15 protein-coding genes and 1 other annotated feature are annotated in these 23,481 nt (G+C 38.1%); of the genes, 4 read left to right on the forward strand and 11 right to left on the reverse strand.

The features are described 5' to 3' along the window. Positions 1-211: 211 nt before the first annotated feature. Positions 212-2,308 carry a peptidoglycan D,D-transpeptidase FtsI family protein gene (locus ACEN4L_RS11205; protein ID WP_407097382.1) on the reverse strand — a complete coding sequence of 699 codons (2,097 nt, stop codon included), beginning with the start codon at positions 2,306-2,308 and terminating at the stop codon, positions 212-214. A 200-nt stretch (positions 2,309-2,508) separates the two neighbouring features. On the opposite strand from ACEN4L_RS11205, the gene ACEN4L_RS11210 reads away from it, so the two are divergent. Beyond that, positions 2,509-5,268, forward strand: a complete 2,760-nt coding sequence (locus tag ACEN4L_RS11210) for a YfhO family protein (protein ID WP_407097383.1) — start codon at positions 2,509-2,511, stop codon at positions 5,266-5,268. A gap of 63 nt (positions 5,269-5,331) precedes the next feature. Here the strand turns inward: ACEN4L_RS11210 and ACEN4L_RS11215 are convergent, their stop codons facing one another. Beyond that, the gene (locus tag ACEN4L_RS11215) at positions 5,332-5,940 is read right to left on the reverse strand and encodes a superoxide dismutase (RefSeq protein ID WP_407097384.1); all 609 of its coding nucleotides are present in this window, start codon (positions 5,938-5,940) and stop codon (positions 5,332-5,334) included. 967 nt (positions 5,941-6,907) lie between these two features. Between ACEN4L_RS11215 and ACEN4L_RS11220 the strand changes: the two genes are divergently transcribed. After that, positions 6,908-7,684: a DUF1189 domain-containing protein gene (locus ACEN4L_RS11220; RefSeq protein ID WP_407097412.1), complete on the forward strand. Its 777-nt coding sequence runs from the start codon at positions 6,908-6,910 to the stop codon at positions 7,682-7,684. 671 nt (positions 7,685-8,355) lie between these two features. Here ACEN4L_RS11220 and ACEN4L_RS11225 read toward each other — a convergent pair. Together ACEN4L_RS11225 and ACEN4L_RS11230 are read right to left on the reverse strand one after the other, a co-directional pair. Then, the gene (locus tag ACEN4L_RS11225; RefSeq protein ID WP_407097385.1) at positions 8,356-9,681 is read right to left on the reverse strand and encodes a DEAD/DEAH box helicase; all 1,326 of its coding nucleotides are present in this window, start codon (positions 9,679-9,681) and stop codon (positions 8,356-8,358) included. A gap of 221 nt (positions 9,682-9,902) precedes the next feature. Next, positions 9,903-10,208: a hypothetical protein gene (locus ACEN4L_RS11230; RefSeq protein WP_407097386.1), complete on the reverse strand. Its 306-nt coding sequence runs from the start codon at positions 10,206-10,208 to the stop codon at positions 9,903-9,905. 401 nt (positions 10,209-10,609) lie between these two features. On the opposite strand from ACEN4L_RS11230, the gene zwf reads away from it, so the two are divergent. Continuing rightward, positions 10,610-12,118: a glucose-6-phosphate dehydrogenase gene (gene zwf, locus ACEN4L_RS11235; RefSeq protein WP_407097387.1), complete on the forward strand. Its 1,509-nt coding sequence runs from the start codon at positions 10,610-10,612 to the stop codon at positions 12,116-12,118. Between the two features lie 126 nt (positions 12,119-12,244). Here zwf and proS read toward each other — a convergent pair whose 3' ends face one another. The 4 genes from proS to argR all read right to left on the reverse strand — a co-directional run bounded on the left by proS (position 12,245) and on the right by argR (position 17,343). Further along, positions 12,245-13,684 (reverse strand): proline--tRNA ligase, encoded by a 1,440-nt coding sequence (gene proS, locus ACEN4L_RS11240; RefSeq protein ID WP_407097388.1) that lies wholly within the window; start codon positions 13,682-13,684, stop codon positions 12,245-12,247. A 713-nt stretch (positions 13,685-14,397) separates the two neighbouring features. Further along, positions 14,398-15,267 (reverse strand): aldo/keto reductase, encoded by an 870-nt coding sequence (locus tag ACEN4L_RS11245; RefSeq protein WP_407097389.1) that lies wholly within the window; start codon positions 15,265-15,267, stop codon positions 14,398-14,400. Between the two features lie 29 nt (positions 15,268-15,296). After that, positions 15,297-16,832, reverse strand: a complete 1,536-nt coding sequence (locus ACEN4L_RS11250; RefSeq protein WP_407097390.1) for a phosphomannomutase/phosphoglucomutase — start codon at positions 16,830-16,832, stop codon at positions 15,297-15,299. Between the two features lie 55 nt (positions 16,833-16,887). After that, positions 16,888-17,343, reverse strand: coding sequence for an arginine repressor (argR, locus tag ACEN4L_RS11255; protein WP_407097391.1), 456 nt, complete (start codon positions 17,341-17,343; stop codon positions 16,888-16,890). A 173-nt stretch (positions 17,344-17,516) separates the two neighbouring features. Further along, positions 17,517-17,741, forward strand: a binding site (T-box leader). 150 nt (positions 17,742-17,891) lie between these two features. On the opposite strand from argR, the gene argS reads away from it, so the two are divergent. Next, the gene (gene argS / locus ACEN4L_RS11260; RefSeq protein WP_407097392.1) at positions 17,892-19,586 is read left to right on the forward strand and encodes an arginine--tRNA ligase; all 1,695 of its coding nucleotides are present in this window, start codon (positions 17,892-17,894) and stop codon (positions 19,584-19,586) included. Between the two features lie 36 nt (positions 19,587-19,622). Here argS and yidD read toward each other — a convergent pair whose 3' ends face one another. The 3 genes from yidD to ACEN4L_RS11275 all read right to left on the reverse strand — a co-directional run bounded on the left by yidD (position 19,623) and on the right by ACEN4L_RS11275 (position 23,361). After that, positions 19,623-19,874, reverse strand: coding sequence for a membrane protein insertion efficiency factor YidD (gene yidD, locus ACEN4L_RS11265; protein ID WP_407097393.1), 252 nt, complete (start codon positions 19,872-19,874; stop codon positions 19,623-19,625). A gap of 77 nt (positions 19,875-19,951) precedes the next feature. Next, positions 19,952-21,697, reverse strand: a complete 1,746-nt coding sequence (locus tag ACEN4L_RS11270) for an ABC transporter ATP-binding protein (RefSeq protein WP_407097394.1) — start codon at positions 21,695-21,697, stop codon at positions 19,952-19,954. Continuing rightward, a complete protein-coding gene (locus ACEN4L_RS11275) occupies positions 21,694-23,361 on the reverse strand; it encodes an ABC transporter ATP-binding protein (protein WP_407097395.1) in 1,668 nt (555 codons plus the stop codon). The genes ACEN4L_RS11270 and ACEN4L_RS11275 overlap by 4 nt, the downstream gene beginning before the upstream one ends. Positions 23,362-23,481: the final 120 nt, after the last annotated feature.

Below are 23,481 nucleotides of genomic sequence, written 5' to 3' on the forward strand. Positions count from 1 at the left end.
ACTCACCTCTTATGTGATTTCTGTTCGTCAGACCAGAGTTTTGCTTTGGGCTTCAGATTCCACCTCACGGTGGACACCCTTGCCGTCAGCTATATGCTTACCACTGTCAGGTTGCATTCGGGACTTGCACCCGTTAGAGTTCGCCCATGCTGGGCGAACAAAAAAAGGCCGGCCCATATCTTATGGACCAGCCTTTTTTGATGTCCTACACTTATTCTGCTCCTTCAGAAGAGTCCGTTGCATCTTCATCAGGGGTTGCTTCTTTGTACTCGCCTACTTTGAAATAAGCATCCATTACTTTTCGTGCAGCAATCGTATTTTCATAGTTTGTATTGTTGTTTGGTAGATTGGGCACAATGACAGCCACCGTAATTTCCGGATTATCATATGGCGCATATCCCACAAAGGTCTTATTCGTTACTGATTTTCCATTATAAAAAGCTTGGGCAGTCCCCGTTTTTCCTGCGGCCTCATACTCAGCACCTACAAAACGAGAACGTGCAGACCCATTCGCTCCGTGTACTACTTGGTAAAAGCCTTGATGCACTCGTTCCATCGCTTTAGGATCAACATTGACGGTGTTTAAAATCTCAGGTTCTAATTGTGTTTCGATTGTTCCTAAACCGCCATCTTCCCCTGTAGACCAAATTTCATCTACCAGTCTAAGCGCGATACGTGTGCCTCCGTTAGCAATTGTTGAAGCATACTGCAACAACTGAATTGGAGTATACGTATCGTACTGTCCAAAACCAAAGAACATTGCTAAACCAGCATTTGGATTAGGCCCAACATATCCAGTTGCTTCACCTGGTAAATCAATTCCTGTTTCTACACCTAAGCCAAATTGAGCAAAGTAATATCTTAGTTTAGTCATGACTTGGTTGACGTTTATCGGGAATGTTCCCTTGGAATTAAGTTGGTACTGACCGCCCATCCGTAAAACGACTTTTGCCATATAAACGTTTGAAGATTGTTCTAACGCGCCTATGTCATTTAATGCGACACTACCATTTCGGTTAAACACCGAGCTAATACTTTGAGTTTGCCCTGTTTTAAGTGGAGCATCGACAATTACATTATCATCAAAGGTCAACGCGCCATCCATATAGCCGGCTAATACAGTCGCACCCTTTACAGCAGATCCCATTGAATAACTTTGAGTAATATTTCCCAATGCATCATCTTCAATTTTGCCTGTTTCAGAATTGTATTTTTTACCGACTAAAGCTAAAATTTCTCCTGTTTGCGGATCAGAAGCAGCAATGTAAATTCTATCATTGTCCCCTTCTCGTTCGCCTAGTGATTCAACAGCAATTTGTTCTATCGTCTCTTGAAAATCCATATCTGTTGTCAGCACTAAATTATCGCCTTTTTCACCAGCGTACTGTTCAATCGTTTCAATGATATCTCCATTAGTGTTGGTTTGAGTTTCTGATTTAGATTTGGAACCGCTGAGAACTGATTCATATTGCTGTTCCAGCTGACTGTTTCCCACACGATCGTTTCGTGCATATCCTCTAGCCAAGTAAGTAGATAATTGACTTTCTGGTACTCCTTGTTCCTCTGTGGAAACTTCTCCAAGAATACTCTTCAGCATACCTTCTTGAGGATAATTTCGGATCCAATCTGTACCCGTATCTACACCTGGCAATGAACTTAAATGTTCACTGACTAAGGCGATTTCTTGATCTGTCACATTTTCATTTTTAATGTTGATCGTTGTTAAGGCATAAGCCCCATTCATTTTTTTAAAGATAGCTGCCGCTTCAGTTTCCACATCAGACATTTGAGCAATGTCTTCATCCGTTACTTTGGAAATTTGCGTTTGATAAAAATCAGAACCGCTTAGATCCAATTCTTTTTCTGATAATCTCTTATTGATTTTTTCCTCATTCAGAACTAACCAATAGTCTTGCAGATCACGAGGTGTAATATCGTATTCACTTTCGTTCTCTACTCTGACTTTAGAGGGCATATCGATAACAGCGGCTAAATCCAACGCTATCTTAGCCATATCTTCTGAAGAAACACCTTGTCCACGTGTATAGGTGATCGTTTGTACCGCTGTATTCCCTACCATTTTACGATGTTCAGCATCATATATTTCACCACGAGGCACATTTCCGGTTGCTAAAGTTGTCTCTGTTCGAGCAACTTCTGCTTCAAATTCTTCACCACTGACAATTTGCAAATAACCAAGTCTTAAAATAAGTAATGCGAAGCACACAAACACACCAGCAAATAGTATGTTAAGTCTTAAAGGAATATGCGACTTATTCTTCGTTTGTTTTTTTTGATTTGATTTCAAATGAACACCTTCCTATTTAAGTAGAACTTCGTATATTGTAACAGATTATCCGACCTTTAACCATAATCGCTAAAAAGTTTCACATTTAACTTTTTTTTGAATTCCTATCAGTAAAAAAACTTTTTTCCTGAATCGATTATTTCTCCTGCTTGAATATGCTATTCTAGGAGTAAGCAATTTTTTACTTGGGGTGATCGATCATGAAAAAACGAATAAGACTATTTATTCAAAATCAATGGCCATTATTATTAGCTTTTGCAGTCCCTTTTTTGATTATGTCCGTCATTCATGCATTCAAAGGGGTCTATCCATTTGGAAATGAAACTGTATTAACGATTGATTTGGGACAACAATATGTTGATTTTTTAGCTTATTATCGCACGACGCTGCTTGAAGATCCGTCAGCTTTCTTCTATTCCTTTTCGAAAGCCATCGGCGGGGATATGGTTGGATTGTGGGCTTATTATTTAGCCAGTCCATTTAATCTGATTTTCTTACTATTGCCGCAATCGCAAGTTGCATTAGGCGTTACAGTAGTCACTATGCTGAAATATGGTTTAGCCGGCTGGAGTTTCGCCTACCTATTAAAAAAAGAATTTGGTGGGGATGGTTTTAGTCTAGTAGCCTTTTCAACAAGCTATGCTTTAATGGGATACACGATTGTCAATCAATTCAACATCATGTGGTTAGATGGAATTATCTTCTTGCCGCTCATTATTTTAGGTTTGGAACGGCTGATCAAGCAGCAAAAAGGTGGTTTTTACACTGTTTTTTTAGCCATTTGCCTGATATCCAACTATTATATAGGGTATATGGTCTGCTTTTTCCTTGTTCTTTATTTTATCTTCCGCTGTATCAGTATTGGATTTCCACATACCAGTAAACGAAGGGATAATGTTCTGTCATGTATCAAAACAAGTTTATTGTTCATTTGGCATTCCTTGTTAGCTGGCGGTCTTTCCGCTATCTTGTTGCTTCCTACCCTTCATTCATTAATGGTAGGAAAAGCCAGTTATATAGAGTTGGATTTTAAATGGGAAACAGATTACTTTTTTCCTGAGATGGTCTCGAAATTTTTTGTTGGAGCCTTTAATTTTGACCAAATGCCTTCGGGATATCCAAACCTGTTTATAGGCAGTTTAGCTTTATTGTGCGTCTGCCTGTATTTCTTTAATCGGGCGTTTCCGTTACGAGAACGTGTTGCAGCTTTCGTACTAGTGACTTTTTTTATTTTCTCTATGAATATAGATGCCATGAATAAGATCTGGCATGCTATGCAATACCCGAATTGGTATCCGTATCGCTTTTCGTTCGTGGTCTCTTTCTTCCTATTATTATTAGCTTTTCGTAGTTTTACTCATTTGAAAGGGGTCAATCCTTTAGCTACTTTTTTAACCATGGTCATTGCATCTGGAATAGGACTGTATGTCTATAATGGAGAATTTGACTTTCTCACTCCCATCCAAGTCATCATTACTATGTTGTTTACATTCTTGATTTTATTGCTGCTTATTTTGAAACCACAACAGTATAAATGGTTGGGTTTCGTTTTATTTTTGGTAACGAGTATTGAAATGACGGTCAACGCCAGCATTTCTTTATCCAGGTTAAGTTATGTAGATCAAGACACGTTTTCTGTTTATCAGCAAAGCCAGCAGCAAGTGATCGATTGGATAGAAAACCAAGATGATGATTTATACCGGATCGAAAAGACTTTTGTGCGTACTAAAAATGACAGCTTCCAAGCCGGATTTAATGGCATTACGCATTTCAGTTCTACATTTGAAAGTGCTGTGCCCGACCTTTTCGGCCGTTTAGGAAATCCTGTCGGAGGTGGATTCCTGACCTATTCAAATGGGACACTTTTAACCGATGCTTTGTTTGGAGTGAAATACTACGCCAGTGAACGAAACGATCTGTATTGGAAAGACAATGAAGATATCCCTGCTTTGATAGAAACCGCGACGGAGCCATTAGAACAAAACAATTTTAGATACGATACTTTTCAAACAGCATTCTCTTTCCCATTCCGCTCGTCCTTAAATAAAGACAAGTATCATTTTACTTTGAAGCAGACTAAACCAGATTTAAAAGACTATCAAAAAATCGCCGCTACAAACCAAGTTGTGATTTACGAAAATCCTTATAGTCTGCCATTTGCATTCGGCAGCTCGAGCAATATCGAATCGGTATATTTACAGAAAAACCGGCCTATTCAAACACAAGAAGCTGTACTGAGTGCCCTAGCAGGAAGCAGCAACGCAACGACTTATTTCTTTCCTGAAGAGTTCTCAAGCACGATCTATCAAAATGTGCTGCTCTCTGGTTCTAGTTTTGAGCCAATTATTGAAAAAGACGACGAAGAGATTAAATCATCCGTTCAATTTCAATTTACTCCGAATACCAATGATGCTTATTATCTTACCGTAGGCTCTGCTATCGGAGACGAAGACGTCAACTTGTATTTAAATGGAGAACCATACGCATTCTATGATAGTTCAAATGAGACATTGATCCATAACTTAGCCAATGAAGATTATGGAAAGACGATAACATTTGAAATTGAACTGCTGGAAGATTCGATTTCTTTAGAAGATATTCAATTGTATCGCTTAGATACATCCGCCTTTGTTCACTCTATCGAATCCTTGCAAACTAGTGGAATGGAAGTTGATCATCATAGTCAGACAAACATCGAAGGTACTGTTACTATTCAAGATAATCAAGATTTCTTAATGACTTCAATTCCGTTCAGTGAAGGATGGTCTGTTTCTGTAGACGGTGTTCCCGTTCAGCCAGAAGAAGTGATTGATGGTTTACTAGGTATTCGGATCCAACCAGGAAAACACAAAATTGTCTTTTCTTACCGTACTCCTTATCTATTTGAAGGCATCATTATTACTTTTATTGCAATCGTATTATTGCTAATCCCTTCTATCCTCAAAAAAATAAATATATAACACAATAAAAAACCAAGCAATGGGATGCGAACATCTCATTGCTTGGTTTTTTATTTTACCGAGTTATTTTGCTGCGTCGTAACGTTTGCCTGCTTCTTCCCAGTTTACTACATTCCAGAATGCTTCAATGTATGCTGGACGTTTGTTTTGGTAGTTTAAGTAGTATGCATGTTCCCATACATCTAGTCCAATAATTGGAGTTTTACCTTCAGTTAATGGAGAATCTTGGTTTGGAGTTGAAACAACTTCAAGTTTCCCATTGTTTACTACTAGCCAACCCCAGCCTGATCCAAATTGACCAGCTGATGCTGCGGCAAATTCTTCTTTGAATTTATCGAAGCTTCCAAAAGTTGCTTCAATAGCATCCTTCAACGCTCCTGTTGGTTCACCGCCGCCATTTGGAGATAAAATTTCCCAGAAGAAGCTGTGGTTTGCGTGTCCGCCACCGTTGTTACGTACAACTGTACGAATATCTTCAGGAACAGATTGTAGATCTGCAACTAATTCTTCGATCGTTTTGTCCGCTAATTCAGGGTGTTTTTCAAGAGCCCCATTAGTTTTCTCAACATAAGTTGCGTGATGCTTGTCGTGATGTAATTTCATTGTTTCTTCATCAATGTGTGGTGCTAAAGCATCGTATGCATAAGGTAATTCTGGTAATTCAAAAGCCATAGTGTCATTCCTCCATATAATAAAATAGTTGCTTACTATTAATAATCTAACACTTTTTATAACCGATTACAATTTAAAAGACGAATTTTGTGAATTTCTTTGTCACATCTTATAGATCATACAGAGTCCTTCCATTTATCCATCATGGGAGTTACTGTCAGTAATGTTACAGGTAAAATGGGCACTCATACGTTTTAACGCTTCAGCGCTTATGCAGTCTTTGTAGCGTAAAAGTTTTCAATCTGTTAAGATTCAAAACGATCCCCTGACGTTCGTCAGACAGCACTGATTCCGGATGAAAGTTCTTTACCAACACTATACAAAGATGGAACAGGCATTTTTTCGCCATCGAATAAAAATGCCTCTTTTTTAAACCAGTCTGGTTCTATTTCACGTCATACGTATGAAAAAATTTAAATAAAAAATAAGATTACGAATCCTCTCGTCTCTGGTATGCTAAAAGAAAAATGCGGAAGCGGGCGACATGAACGAGATTTTATATCTGTTGAATGAAGTGGAAGGCTTCTGTCTTCATTATGAGAAAGACCTGCTTTCTTTGCACTTCCCGAAATATTTAGACACGCTTTTTAAGCTGTGACTCGTTTGAGACCCGTGATATTTCTGAAGGAATAGGGGGGGCTTGTAGCCATGTAAAGGATGAAATGTGAATTACGGAGCGTTAGCGCTTCAGCGCTTACGATTCCGTTTGAAGCTTGAAAGTCTGGAGACTACAGGCTCCAGACGGTCCCATGGCTTTCACAAGCAAACCCGTCCATTCCGGAGGAAATTCCACCCCATAGAGCCGCCCCTACTTATTAAGAGAGCGTTTTAGAAAGAAGACTTTAATTTTTGGGAGAAAGTACTTTTCATGCGTATGACGTGGTTCTATTTCAAGTGCTATTGAGTTTAGTTTCATAAAAGATTACAATTACATAGAACATCAAGAATTTTTTAAGGAGGAATACTTATCCAGCTCTTTCAGTTATTTAAAGCATCTTTATCTCGTCCTGAACAATTGATCCAAGCAAGGAATTTAAAAACAGGAAAAATAATTTTGTATTTTATCTTTTTGTCTTTTATTTTGACGATTCCCAGTTGGGTTCAAACCAATCAGCTATTAACAGATTTTATTCAAGATGGACAAGAAGTTGCTCAAAACATACCCGATTTTGAAATAGAAAATAACCAAATCACCCCTGCAGAAGATGCAGAAAGCTTTATTTATCAAACCAATTCTATTATTTTCGCTTTTGATCCCAGCGGCAACATCACCTCATCAGACATTGATAAACGTGTTTCCGGCAATACTCTTGGAATCTCATTGCTAGAGGATGGACTTTATTTAAGCATTCCCTTATACCCTATCCAGTTTCCATATAGTCAACTAAATGGGATGGATCAGGATACTTTTAAAGACGTTATATTAGGATTGCAAACCGTTAATCCTTTCGTTTTAGGTATTACCTTTGTACTATTATGGGTCAGCTCTTTGATTTTAGCTTTGATCTATAATTTTTTGTACACTGTATTTGGAAATTTGATTGCCACTATCACGAGAAAGCCATTGCGTTTTAGTGAAACGTGGAAAGTGGTGTTAGTTGCTTCTACTCTTCCAACTATTTTATTTACCGTATTGAATCTATTTAATATTCATCCTTTATTCCAATTAGAAGTGCAACTGGGAGTGACGATTTATTTTTATTATTTGTCTATCAAATCTATTCCTAAAAAAGAAACTCTCTAATAGATTTTTATTATCTAGATCGGACGTGCAAAAGTCGTATCAAAGACTTTTACATGTCCTTTTTTTATAGTTCTATAAGAAGAAATCACTTTATTTCGTATCCTTCCATAAGCCGCTTTTAGTCCTCTCCCATTTACTTTATTCCTATTGCTTCCTCCTTTTACTTGAAAAAAACTATGAATTTTTTGTTATTATTAATAAGTAAGAAAGTAACCACTTGCTATCACCCGTTGCAGTGCTCTCAAAAATACCACTTTGACAATCGTTGGACGCGTCAGTCCATTTCCACAGTTATTTCTGCTTTTCTGGCATATCTATCCATACTACTGGCTACATGAAGTCCACATAGCCAAGTACATCTAAGCGATCAATTTGACCGCTACTCTTACATTTAATCTATACATTAGTTTTCCAACCTTAAGGGAAACCCTCCAATCGAAAGCATCTTCTTATGCGAGTCCTGACTTAGTATAGAATATCTAGGATTGTTTACATTTTTTGCAAACACGAATCATTGAACCTTCTTGTATATTAGGAAGAGGAAAAATAACTTTTCCTCATTTCCTGCCCAACAATAGAATTTATTTTGATATACCCGTTTTTAATCGGATAATTGAAAAAGATCTCAAAAAAGAAGGCCATCTCTTTTTGAGACAGCCTCCTGCTTATACTTATGATTTTTTACCACGATTGCCTTCAATTCGGCGTTTTCGTTGGTTATTCTTTTTGATTTCACGACTGATTTTCTTTTTGTAACCTGGCTTGACGTTTTTCTTTTTCTTTTTCACATAACCGCGTAAAGATGGGCTTAATGTATCTTTAGCAGTGTTTTCACGTTTTTCTCGTCGTTGGCGGTCAAAAGTTTCTTTGATTTCACCTTTTGAAATTTTCTTCGGTTCAAATTTCACACCAATCTTTTCAATATCGTTCACCAAATTTTCTTCGCTTGGAGCATAAAGGGTAATGGCGATCCCTTTCATATTCTTTCTTCCCGTTCTTCCGACACGGTGAATAAAGAATTCTAAATCATTCGGGATCTCAGCATTGATGACGTGAGAAACTCCTTCGATATCGATGCCTCGAGAAGCTAAATCTGTCGCTACAACATATTGGTATTCCAGATTTTGGATTTGTCTCATCACGCGTTTACGCTCACGTGGAGGAATATCTCCGTGAATTGTAGCCACTTTTAGGCCTCGCGATTTTAACTCATTAGCAATTTCTTCTACTTTAGCTTTTGTATTGGCAAATACGATTGCTAAATAAGGTTGTCCGATCGTCAGCAATTGATAAATGATATCCACACGTTCTCTTCCTTTAGTAGAGATCAACCAATTATCAATTGAATCAGAGATAACCGTCTTAGGTGCAATTTGTTCAAATAAAGGATTTTCCATGTATTTCTTTAAGAAGGGTCTTAGAGATTCAGGAATAGTAGCTGAGAAGACCAGCATTTGCAAGTTATCCGGCATTTTGCCTGCAATTTTATCCACATCTTCTAAGAATCCCATATCTAAAGTCATGTCAGCCTCATCGACTACAAATGCAGTCGCAGTATGGACCAACAATCCATTAGCATTCACTAAATCTAGAATCCGTCCTGGAGTACCGATTGCAATATGAGGTTGCGTATTTTCTAACTTACTCAATTGGCGTTTTTTATCTGTCCCGCCGACAAAGTTTTGGACAATAACAGCTGGATTTGATTTTTCTGCCAATTGAACAGCTGCAAGATACAACTGTTCAGCAAGTTCACGACTAGGCGCAGTAACAACAACTTGGACTTCATTTTTTGCAGCATCGATTTTGTTCATCAATGGCAGCAAGAATGTATGCGTTTTTCCAGATCCGGTTTGAGATTGGCCAATAACACTTCTGCCTTTTTGGATAGCTGGAATCAATTTTTCTTGGACTTCTGTTGGTTCCTTAAAGCCCAATTCTTGGATCGATTCAATCAAAAAAGGTTGCAAATTAAATTTTTCAAATGGGTGTACCATTGTATCGCCTCTTTCTATCAATGTTATTTCTAGAATAACAACGTGGATGCTTTTTTTGGTTGTTCATTAGACTTTCCTACTTAACAAATTTACCACATTCATTCGTTTATATAGAATAATGAATTCTGAATTTTTCTATGACTCCGCATCTTGACTAGTATAACATAAAACCCATCTTTTTCTAAGTATGAATTGTGCGTGTTCCTCCATTTTTTATTGGTTTAACGGAAACGAGTTCTAAATGCAACAAATAAACAGATCCCCGCAATCGCTATTATAATAAAGTACCCACAAAAGATGATCTCCATGGCTAACAAGTCATAGAATAAATAACCCATCAAAGTCCATGTGAATGTTATCACGCCTGTTACCATCATAAAGCGACCAATCAATTTCACTCTCTCTTCAGCATCTTCTTTCTTGAAAAGACTCATAACATTCATTTTAAGTTGTCCTTTATTCAACAGCTTTCCGTCTACGAATAACAGCCCACTAAATAATGCGAAAACTAAAAATAAATAGTCCACTTTTTCCCCACTCTCTATTTATAGATACTTTGATTATACGAACAAATTAAATTAAGTTAAACCAATAACCTTAACTGAAATAATAAATGGTTTCTTTTCCTCTACTGATTAGAACTTGCACAAAATGTTTTTTTTCCTCCGAATCATTATTCTTAAAAACGAAAGAAATTCGTTGCAACCGTTAACAAATTTAGGTTTTATTTGATTCCTATGTTAAAATAAAATGGCTATTACTATTTACTAAATGAGAAATTTATCGTAAACGCGGTATAACAAATCAACTTCTTTGAAAACGAATGATTGATTCTGCTCTCAGAAAAAAGTACAATTAATTGAAGCAAACTTAAGATAACAATACCTGTTCGTCTTAAAGGATTACTTGAAAGTGAGGTTTGGTTAGAGTGATTGAAGAAAAAAAAGCTCTATTTATCATTTTTGGCGGGACTGGAGATTTAGCCAATCGTAAATTATATCCCTCCCTCTATCGTTTATTTAAAAAAGGCTATTTGAAAGAGCATTTCGCTGTTATTGGAACAGCTAGAAGAGAATGGTCTGATGACTATTATCGGGAGATCATCATGAGTAAAATTGGAGATTTGGCAGAATCTGAGGAACATGCGAAAGAATTTGCAAGTCATTTTTATTACCAATCCCATAATGTACAAGACATCGAACATTATAAAACATTGCAGTCGCTTGCTGAACGTCTAGACGACACTTATCAATTAGACGGAAATCGGATGTTTTATTTAGCAATGTCCCCAGATTTCTTTGGAATCATCGGTGAAAACATTAAATCGCAACAATTGCTGACTGAAAAAGGATTCAATCGTTTGGTGATCGAGAAACCTTTTGGAAATAATTACGAAAGTGCCTTCGAACTCAATGATCACATTCGTGCTTCTTTCAATGAAGATCAAATTTATCGGATCGACCACTATCTAGGAAAAGAAATGGTTCAAAATATTTCGACTATCCGATACGGCAATCATTTGATCGAATCCATGTGGAACAATCGCTACATCAATAACATTCAGATCACTTTGAGCGAATCTTTAGGCGTTGAAGAACGCGGTGGTTACTATGATACCAGTGGAGCTCTAAGAGATATGGTTCAAAATCACATTCTTCAAATTGTAGCCTTGTTGGCAATGGAACCTCCAGCTGTCTTCCGTGATTATGAAATTCGACAAGAGAAAATCAAAGTTTTGCGTTCGCTTCGTTTGTATTCAGAAGAGGAAGTACGTGTAAACTTTGTTCGCGGTCAATATGGAAGAAGTACTGTCAACGGAGAAACTTTGACAGGATATTGTGAAGAGAAAAATGTGGCTGAAAATTCTCAAACAGAAACTTTCGTAGCTGGAAAATTGTTTATTGATAATTATAGATGGTCTGGTGTTCCACTATATATCCGTACTGGTAAACGTTTGGCTGAAAAAGGGACACAAATTGATATCGAATTCAAAAATGTTCCTCATCAATTATTCCAAACAGCCGATAATCAGCCGTTGCCTCCAAATATATTGTCTATTTTCATCTCTCCTACCGAGGGATTTGCATTGCAATTAAATGCTAAAAAAGTAGGCCCAGGAGTTCAACCTGAACCTATCCAATTGACTAGTTCTCATTCTGCAGAAACTACTGCGAACAGCCCTGAAGCCTATGAAAAATTGATCTTAGATTGTTTAAACGGCGATGCGACAAACTTTACGCATTGGGATGAAGTAGCAGCATCATGGGAATTTGTGGATAAGATTCGTACAGCTTGGGATACGTTTGATATGGAGTTCCCGAACTATCCAAGCGGCTCCATGGGTCCTATCGAAAGTAAACATTTATTGCAAAAAGACGGCTTTAATTGGCATTGGTCTCCTGTGTCTACGATGAAAGATACAGCAGAACAGGACTAAATAAAACCTTAATCTAAAAGAGATCAAAATTCACCTGTTATGTGGTGGATTCTGGTCTCTTTTGATTGTTATGATAAAAAAACATCTCTCAGCATTCGCTGATGAGATGTTTTTCTTTTTTATGGATCAATAAGCTCTTGCTAACCAAACGGTATGTTTAGCAGGTTTACCGGATACGATACAAGTTTCTTTAACCACAGGTGGATTGAAAGGAATATTACGAGTTGTGAAGCCTGTTTCTTCTTTGATTTTAGCTTCCGTTTCCAATTCGCCATCCCAACCAGCTAAGACAAACCCTGGTACTTCTCCCGCAGTTTTTTTCTCTTCGATATGAGCTTTCAGCTCATCTAATGTATCGATCGTTGTATATTCATTTTCTTTGCGGTATTCACGAGCTGTTTCCAACAAGCGTGTTTGCATACTGTCAAGTGCTTCTGGTACGTAAGCCATGATATCATCTAAAGAAACGGCCTCTTTATCGCCTAGATCGCGCATTTTAACCATCACTTGATTATTTTCCATATCTCTAGGGCCAAATTCAATACGCATTGGCACACCTTTTAGTTCCCATTCATTGAATTTGAAACCTGGAGAGTTGTCTGTATCATCTAAAATGACACGGAAACCATTCACTTTCAATTCGGTTTCTAATTCTCTTAAACGTTCCACGATCTCTGGTTTTTTCTTCCATGGACCAACAGGCAATAAGACGACTTGTTTAGCAGCCACTTTCGGCGGCAATACCAATCCTTGCTCGTCCCCATGAGTCATGATCAAAGCACCGATCAAACGTGTAGACACGCCCCATGATGTCGTATGAGCTAGTACATGTTGATTGTCTTTATTCAAAAATTTGATATCAAAAGCTTCAGCAAATTTCGTTCCCATATAGTGAGAAGTTCCTGCTTGAACCGCTTTTCCATCTTTCATCATAGCTTCAACAGAAAAAGTATCTACTGCCCCAGCAAAACGTTCAGAAGGTGTTTTTTGCCCTTCGTATACTGGTACAGCTAACAATCCTTCAATTACTTCTTTATAAATAGTCAGCATACGCATCGTGCGTTTGCGTGCATCTTCTTCGCTTTCGTGTGCTGTATGCCCTTCTTGCCATAAAAACTCAGAAGTGCGTAAAAATGGTAAAGTTTTCTTTTCCCAACGGAATACATTTGCCCATTGGTTGATCTGCATTGGTAAATCGCGGTAAGAGTTTACCCAATCACTAAAGGCTGTACCAATCATTGTTTCAGAAGTAGGACGCAAAGCTAAACGTTCTTCCAATTGTTCTCCTGCTGCTTCAGTTACCCATGGCAATTCCGGGCTGAACCCTTCAATATGATCTTTTTCTTTTGTAAAGAATGATTCAGGAATCAGCATTGGGAAGTAAGCATTACGGATACCTTCTTCTTTAAAACGTTTATTGAATTCCTCTTGGATGTGTTCCCACATTTCGTAGCTGTCCGGTTTGAACACGATACACCCACGAACTGGTGAATAATCCATTAAATCGGCTTGTTTGATTGTTTGGATATACCAAGCTGAAAAATCTTCTTTTTGTAAATTACTCATACTTTCTTCCTCCTATTTTAACGAACGATTTTGGCAAAAAAAATAAGCATACTCCATCCTCTAAAAAGGACGAAACATACTGTCTCCGCGGTACCACCTTAATTGGTCAGTTTCAGTTGACCCAACTCAATTTCTGATAACGGCAGAACTCCGGTCATATTTCTACAACGTATTGTCAGGAAGGTTCAATCAATCAGCGGGGGCTTTTCTTTCAGCAATCAAAAAGCTCTCTTTTACCCATCATTTATCTACTAACCCTAACGCACCTACATTGCTTATTCTAAGCTAACTTCTTTTAAAATACAAGGATTACTTTTTCAGAGGCGGCTTATGACGTGTGATGCCTTTACTTTTTTCAAAACTGCCTTATGGTTAAGGAACAGCTTTGTAGCTCATAATTCAGCCTGGTGGTTCAACCCAATTATTAGGTAGAACCATTATAGATCACTAATCGAACCGATAACTCCTGCGAATTGTTAAGTAGAGCCACTATAGCTGGCAATTCACACCGGTAAAGCAAGCCGATTATTAAGTAGAACCACTATAGTTCACAATCCGAACCGGTAAACCACTCCGATAGTTAAATAGTACCCAACCTTCCTTATCAACGACTTATGGAAACCACCACAAAAAGCTCTAGGCGCTAGGAATTATTTCCTAGCGCCTAGAGCTTTTTGTGTATTTAATTTGATCGACACAACACAGTCCAACTATTATTTAGCGTCTTCTGGACGGATAGAAGTTTCTTTCAATCTTTCTTGATCATCAGGATCGCTACCGTAGCGAACACCAGTATCTAAAGATTTCATTTGCTCCATCTCTTCAGCCGTTAAACTGAAATCAAATATTTCACTGTTTTCTTTGATGCGGTTAGCGTGTACAGATTTTGGAATAATCACTTCTCCTCTTTCTAAGTGCCAACGCAAGATGACTTGTGCAGGTGTTTTGCCGTATTTTGCAGCTAATTCCACAATGATCGGTTGATTGAACAAGTCAGTTTTTCCTTGACCTAATGGACCCCATGCTTCATGAATAATGCCGTTTTCTTTCATGTATTCGTGCAATTCATTTTGCGGGAACTCTGGGTGAGTCTCAATTTGATTGATCATTGGTTGCATCAATTCTTGTTTTTTCAATTCTTCTAAATGGTGAGTTTGGAAATTAGATACGCCGATGGCTTTGACTCTGCCTTCTTCGTACAATTCCACTAAAGCTTTCCAAGTTTCCACGTATTTAGGAGCAGCCCAGTGAATCAAATACAAGTCTAAATAGTCTGTATCTAAACGATCTAATGATTCTTGGAAAGCTGCTTTCGTTTCTTCGTAGCCTTGGTCGTAGTTCCACACTTTTGAAGTCAAGAAAATTTCTTCTCTGGTAATACCAGATTCTTTTAGTCCTCTAGCCAAGTATTCTTCATTTCCATAAATTTTGGCAGTATCAAAATGACGGTAGCCAACTTCGACAGCAGCTTTGACTGCTTCCACAAGTTCTTCTTCGTCCTTCATCAAAAATACGCCTAGACCTAATTTAGGAATTTCGACTCCGTTGTATAATGTAATACTTTCAGCTAATGGTTGAACCACATTAACACTCCCTTTTCTACCTTTTTTCTTTATAACTTAGAAGAATCTAGTCCTTCTTGTTGACTAAAGAACAGTTTAACATTTTCTCGCAATTGAGCAATCGAATCTGCTTGATCACTTTCAAAATATAAAACCAGCAACGGTTCATGCAGACTTAAGCGTAATAAAAACCAGCCTGTTCCATATGCACCAGATGTATTGACACGTACACCCTCTAAGTTGTTGTTTTCAATCTCCATATCCGGCTGATCAGTTATAAAGTTTTTAAATGCTTCAATAACTTCCTCGCCAGTTTGTTGGACTGTATCTGTAGTGATTTTAAAACGAACTTCATCTGTTTCAACAGGTTGTTTTAATGATTCAAATAAACTCGAGAACTCCTTGCCTTCTGCAGATAATTCAGCATCCGCAATCAAGATCTTAGCAATCAAGTAAGCTCCATCATCCAGGAAATAATTTTCTTTCAGTGCTGCATGACCACTCGTTTCGATCGCAACTGATGTGTGCACACCTTCTTGATTTAATTTGATGGCTTGATTGATGACGTTGCGGTAACCCGTTAGGTGCCGATTTTGGTGTCCTCCAAGCTGTTCAATAAAGTCTTTCAAGTGTTCAGAAGTCGCTGAACTTGTCACGATAGTCGTTCCCGGATTCTCTTGGATCACGATTGCTGAAATTACCGCAATCAGATTGTTCCGATTCACCGTTTGTCCGTGGCGATCTACTAAAGCTGATCGATCTACATCCGTATCGAAAATAACTCCCATATCGGCATCATTGTCCAGCACGGCTTGTTTAATGCTTGCCATCGCTTGTTTGTTATCGGGGTTTGGAACATGATTGGGAAAATTGCCATCTGGTTCCAAGAATTGACTTCCTGAAATATCCGCTCCCAGCTTTTCCAATACTTCTGTGGCAAAAAAGCCGCCAGCTCCGTTTCCAGCATCCACAACAATGTGTTTTCCCTCTAAAGGAAGTTCAGGATTACGAGCTGTCGTGATGCCAGCTTGAATTTTTTGACGTAAATCAGCTGCATAATCTTCCAACAAATTTTTACGTTCAATGATGCCTTGATTATTCTCCCAAGTCACAGCATCCCAATTCGCGTTTTCCAACATAAAAGTAATGTCTTCGTGCTCTGCTCCTCCATCAGCTGTAAAAAATTTCAAGCCGTTGTATTCAAACGGCAAATGACTGGCAGTGATCATAATGGAAGCATCACAGGCATAATACTCATATTGAGTGGCCATAAAAAGTGCCGGTGTCGTTGATAATCCAACATCTACCACGTCGATACCTGCATTATTCAAGGCTTCGATCAGCACTTCTTTGATTCGGTTTCCAGATAAGCGGCTGTCTTGTCCGATAGCAACTCTTACAGGTTTCTCTAAATTATCCATTATCAATTGCTTTTTCTCTTTTAACCAACAAGCAAAACCAAAAGCTATGGATTCGATTGTTTGATCATGCAACGTAATGTCGTGTTCCGGTGTTTTGACCGCTATTCCACGTATATCAGAGCCATTTTGCAATTTTAGTAATTCATTTGCTGATTCACTAGCCAATTTAATTCCTCTTTTCTTTTAAAATGAGACTTCTAAACATATCCTATTTTTAATTTTACAGTTTAATAAATTGATTCAAATATTCATACATTTTCATCGCATTTTCTTCGTCTTTTGAAATCAATAGACAAGTATCGTTACCACCTACAGAAGCCACTATCTCAGGAAATTCGATCGCATCAATCAATGCCGCAGCGACGTGAGCATTTCCAGGTATAGTCACAATAATCGTGATGAATTGTACACGTTCTAGTTTTACCACGACATTGCCCAATGTTGATTGCAGACGCTCTTCTACAGACAAATTATTCGTTTGGTATAAAGTATATTTCATACCACCTTGAGGAGTCGAAGTTTTGATTAAATTCATTTCTTTGATATCTCTAGAGATAGTCGCTTGGGTTGCTTCTACTCCCTCCTCTTTTAAATAATGGAGCAATTCATCTTGGGTAGCAATATCGTGATTGGTGATAATCTGTTTGATTGCTAATTGACGATTCGTTTTTTTCATAGCCAAACCTCCATATGTAATTCGTTTCTTTGTCTCCCAGTATATCAAAAAAAGGTAGAAAGCGGTTAATAATTTAATTATTTTTACAATAATAATGAATAAACATTCTTTTTATTGAAAAACATTGGCATCTCGCCTGTTGTTTTGTTATAATAGGCTATACAAAATTGAATGAACAATCGTAGATGAAGAGAGTACTGCTTGAGGATGTTTTGAAGCGAGCTGGGTTGGTGAGAGCCAGTAATAAAAACTTGCAGGAAGCGCACTTCGGAGAGATGAGAACAAGGATCAGTATCACTAGTTCCATCCGGCTTATTCGGCCGTTACAGTGAATCAAGTGGTTGCGTCAATTTGACGTTGCAATAAGAGTGGTACCGCGGGGAATTCTCGTCTCTTTTTTAGTTTGATGTCATGAAAACTAAAAAAGGGCTATTTTTTTATGCAAAAAAACTGTTCTCCAGATGATTGGGTCTTTTCTACTGAGCATAATACATTCATAAATACAAAGACAAAATTTAAAAAACAAATTAACTAGAGGAGTTATGACAATGAATTACAAATTACAAGTGGCTCAAGCCTTGCATGAACAAGTTTCAGAAACATTGTCTGTTGAAGACATTCTTAACTTATTGGAAAAGCCAAAATCCGTTGAACATGGGGATGTAGCTTTCCCAGCTTTCTCACTAGCAAAAGCTTACCGTAAAGCACCACAACAAATTGCTGCCGATTTAGGAGAAAAAGTATCTTCCCCCATTGTTGAAAAAGTTGAAGTTGTCGGACCTTATTTGAACTTTTTCTTAAATAAAAAAACCGTTAGTGCCCACGTCTTACAAGAAATCTTAGAACAAAAAAATGCATACGGTGATATCAATATCGGACATGGAGAAAATGTTCCGATCGATATGTCTTCTCCTAATATTGCTAAACCTATTTCTTTAGGACACTTGCGTTCTACTGTAATCGGAAATGCTTTAGCACATATTGTTGAAAAAATGGGCTACCAACCTATCAAAATCAATCACTTAGGAGACTGGGGTACTCAATTTGGAAAATTGATCACTGCTTATAAATTATGGGGTACTGAGGAAGCGGTTAGAGAAAATCCGATTCAAGAGTTATTGAAACTGTATGTTCAATTCCATGAAGAAGCAGAAGAAAAACCTGAATTAGAAGACGATGGCCGTGAATGGTTCAAAAAATTAGAAGATGGTGACGAAGAAGCTACTGAATTATGGAAATGGTTCAAAGAAGAATCTTTAAAAGAATTCAATCGCATTTATGATAAACTAGAAATCACGTTTGATTCTTTCAATGGAGAAGCTTTCTACAATGACAAAATGCAAGAAGTTGTCGATTTATTAGAAGAAAAAAATATTTTGACCGTAGACAACGGAGCTACAATTGTGGATTTAGAAAAATACAATTTAAACCCAGCATTGATCAAAAAATCAGATGGTGCAACACTGTATATCACCCGTGATTTAGCTGCTGCTATTTATCGTAAACGTACGTATGATTTTGCTTTATCTCTATATGCAGTTGGAAATGAACAAAGCAATCATTTCAAACAATTAAAAGCTGTTCTGACTGAAATGGGTTATGACTGGGCTAATGATATGCACCATGTTCCATTTGGTCTGATCACAAAAGATGGTAAAAAATTGTCTACACGTAAAGGAAAAATCGTTCTTCTAGAAGAAGTATTGGATGAAGCCGTTGCCGTGGCCCTAAAACAAATCGAAGCGAAAAATCCTGATTTACCGAATAAAGAAGAAGTTGCCCGCCAAGTAGGTATCGGCGCTGTTGTCTTCCACGATTTGAAAAATGATCGTTTAAACAACTTTGACTTTACGATCGATGAAATCGTTCAATTTGAAGGAGAAACAGGCCCTTATGTACAATACTCTAGAGCTAGAGCTTTAAGTATCTTGCGTAAAGCAGGCGTTGATGAAGTTTCTGCTGCTGATTTCTACGCTTTAGATGATGCTTACAGTTGGGAAGTGATCAAACTGATCCAAGAATATCCTGAGACACTTCAACGTGCTTTTGGTAAGTTGGAACCATCTGTAATCGCTAAACACGCGATCCATTTGGCACAAGCCTTCAACAAATACTACGCCAACAGTCGTGTATTGACTGAAGATGCTGAAAAACCAGCCCGTTTAGCTTTGGTTCAAGCAGTCGCTATCTTATTGAAAGAAGATTTAAGAATATTAGGAGTACATTCTCCTGACCAAATGTAACAGCAAAAAAAACGAGGTTGAGTAGAAGGCAAACTTTTACTCAACCTCGTTTTTTTTATTGCGTCTAATGGAAAAATGTTCCGGGACTGGATCATACCCTCCTCTGACAAATGGATTACAGCGTAAAATTCTAAAGAAGCCCATAATTGATCCCTTGATCGCTCCATGTTTGCGAACCGCATCGATCGAATATTGCGAACAAGTTGGATGGTAGCGGCAACTGGGTGGAAAAAGAGGAGAAATCCCTTTTTGGTATCCTCTAATCAATAAAATAACAATTTTTTTCATTTATTCACCTACATCATATGATTCTCTTATTATAGAGCAATACCCTTACTTTTGTAAAGTAAGGGTGTTGCTCTGTTTTATTGACTTTTTTCTTTTTGTGAACGATACATTTCTGCATAGATTCCTTGTTTTTGAATCAATGACTCATGATCTCCCTGTTCTACAATTTGACCTTGATTCAGCACTAGAATTTGATCAGCATGTTGGATCGTCGACAAGCGATGGGCAATAATGAATGTTGTTCTTCCCATTTTCAACACATCCATTGCATGTTGAATCATTTCCTCCGTTTCAGTATCGATACTCGAAGTTGCTTCATCTAAAATCAATATTTCAGGATCAAAGGCCAGCGCTCTCGCAAATGAGATTAATTGGCGTTGACCAGACGAAAGCGTACTGCCCTTATCCACTACGGGCTCATCAATTCCCATTGGCATATTATGCAGCAAGGTGTCTCCGCCAACTTCTTCGATTGCTTTGATCACCGCTTCACGACTGATCGAAGTTTCTCCCAACGTAATGTTTGAAGCGATCGTTCCCTTAAACAAATAAGGGTCCTGCAGCACGATCCCCATATGTCTGCGCAAACTTTTTCTAGAGACGGATGTGGTCGGCGTACCATCTATTGTGATCGTCCCCTTAGTCGGGTCATAAAAACGGAATAACAAATTCATGATCGAGCTTTTTCCTGAACCTGTATGGCCTACTAAAGCGACCGTTTGACCTTTTCTAGCTGTAAAATCGATATCTTTCAATACGTATTCTTCATCCTTATAAGCAAATGAAACTTGATCAAAGACAACTTCCCCTTCTTTAAAGTCTAATTCGCCTGTCTGGTCTTCTTCTGTTTTGACTAATTTCATTTCAAAAACTCGTTTCGCCGAAGCCATCGCAGTCTGCAAGTAAGCGTATTGGGTCACAATACCTTGAATGGGATTAAATAAACGAGTCGTGTAATCTACATAAACATACAATACTCCAACTGTTATCCCTAGTGCCGAACTAAAATAGGCGTTTCCAAAATACACTACCAACAAGAGCAAGGTAATATTTTTAATCACTTCCACAAAACTAAACGAGCCCATAGAATCCAATAACGTAAATTTCAAACTGTATTTATACCACTCTTCATTTACATCCGTAAATTCTTTTTCCATTTTGTCTTCTTGCTGATAAGCTTGAATGATCGACATCCCTTGAATGGATTCATTTAAGGTCCCATTGATCTCACTAACCAATGACCGGATTTTTGTAGTAAACGGTACAGCAAACTTTTGGTACACAACTGCCCACAATACAAAGAAAGGAACCAATAACAGCGTAATCAATCCAAAAGTAATGCTAATTTGCATCAAGGCAATATAGATCCCTACTAGATAAATCAAGTTGGTCAACACTTGTCCAACCACAACGACGTAAAATATCCGTAATTGCTCCGTATCATTTGTGATACGAGAAACCACTTTTCCAGCAGGCAAATTGTCAAAATAACGGATCGGCAGTTTTTGTACATGGGCAAATAAATCATTCCGCATATTTTTAACGATTTCATTTGCTCCGATAGTCAGCAGTAAGAAACTAAAGTACCGGGTTATCGCTGTTACAAGCGCCAGTCCTAAGAATACGGCTAAATAACGGATCAATAAATCGACAGCTAGCAGCGTCTGATTCGAAGGAGCAATTACATCATCAATGATTCGTTGAATAATCAAGGGACCTGCTAAATCAGCTCCTACAGCAACAATCATTAATAAGATCCCAATGGAAAAATGGAGTTTTTTCTGGAAGGAATAAACCACTAATTCTTTAATTGTATTTTTCATTTAGTGTCCTCCTCTTTTAATTGTTGTCTTTGGTATTGCGTTTGGTACCATCCTTCTTTGGCAATCAAATCAGCATGTGTACCTTCTTCAATAATTTTCCCATCTTCCAGCACAATGATCCAGTCTGCATGATGAATCGCTGATAGACGATGAGTGGTGATCAAGGTCGTTTTCCCTTTACGAACGTGTTGAATATTATCAATGATTTTTTGTTCTGTTTTCGCATCTACTGCAGATAACGAGTCATCTAAAATCAAGTACTCTGGATTTTTAATCAACGCACGCGCAATGGAAACACGTTGTTTTTGCCCACCTGAGATGGCAACGCCTCTTTCTCCAATCAATGTATCCAACCCTTCAGGCATTCTAGCTAGATCTTCTTCAAAATTGGCCAAACGAACTGCATCCATGATCTCGTCATCCGTTGCTCCTGGCTTGCCGAACTGAATATTTTCTCTTATTGAACGAGAAAACAGCGTATAATCCTGCGGGACATAACCGATCATTGGTTTCAACACGTCGCTTTTCAACTCTTGAATGGACTCAGATCCAACAGTGACCGCTCCATTTCCTGCAGGATATTGGAGCAGTAATTGACGGATAAAAGTCGTTTTCCCGCTCCCGGTTTTTCCTACAATCCCCAGAGTATTTCCTTGAGCGATTTTAGTTTTGACATTCGCCAAATTGGCAGACTCAGAAGAGGGATATTTAAAGGTGACTCCTGAATATTCGATATCTTGACTATCCAGTACAGCTTTGTATCCCTCTTGCTCCATATCATCACTGGATCCCAATACTTCTGCCACTCGTTTCATAGAAGCACTACCTTGCTGCACCAAGTTGATCAGTTCCCCGACTGCCTGAACTGGCCACACCAGCATACCTAAGTAGACTTGGAAAGAAATCAACTGTCCTAAAGTCAGTTCTCCATTTGAAACTAAAACAGCACCGTAACCAAATGCTACAATGTAACTGATTCCCATCAAGATCTTTACAATCGGAGAAAACAAGGCGTTGATTTGCGCTACAGAAATGTTTTTTTGCAGGACCTCTTCTGTTTTTTCCGCAAATTTTTGAGCCATAGCATCTTCTTGAACGTACGCACGCACGACTCGTACACCCTCTACGCCTTCCAAGACATCATCATTGATATCTGCAAAAGCTGTTTGAGAAGCTAAATATCGCTCATTCACTCGATCTCCAAGTATTTTCAACAGATACGCCATGATCGGCATAGTCAGCATAGACCAGATGGTCAATTTCCAAGACACCGAAACAAACATCATGACCAAGATAAATCCAAGAAAAACTGTCGAATCCATGGTTACCATAATTCCATAACCAGCCATTTCTGATATTGCATCTAAGTCATTGGTGGAACGGGCCATTAAATCTCCGGTACGATATTTTTCATAAAAGGTTGCTCTCATACGTAAAAAGTGTTTCATTAATCGTTCTCGTAGTTCTTTGGCCAATAAGTTTCTGCCTCCGAAAAATAGATATCCCCAAAATACTTCTGTTCCATAAGTAATTACGATCGATAGAACAAATAAAGCGATTTGGCTGATTAGTCTTTCAGTAGTTAATGTATTGCTGTAAATCTGGTCAATCACATTTCCAATGATATATGGTGGTATCAGCACTGCCGCATTTGAGAATAACATGGCAAATATCCCCCACCCATATCTCTTCTTATGCGTTTTAAAAAAAGGCCACAATTGTTTAACTAACTCTTTCATTCTCCCCCAACTTTCCACGCTCCTATCAAAAAAAGACAAAAAAAT

The sequence above is a fragment of the Desemzia sp. FAM 23988 genome, assembly GCF_045528365.1.
GTDB lineage: Bacteria > Bacillota > Bacilli > Lactobacillales > Carnobacteriaceae > Desemzia.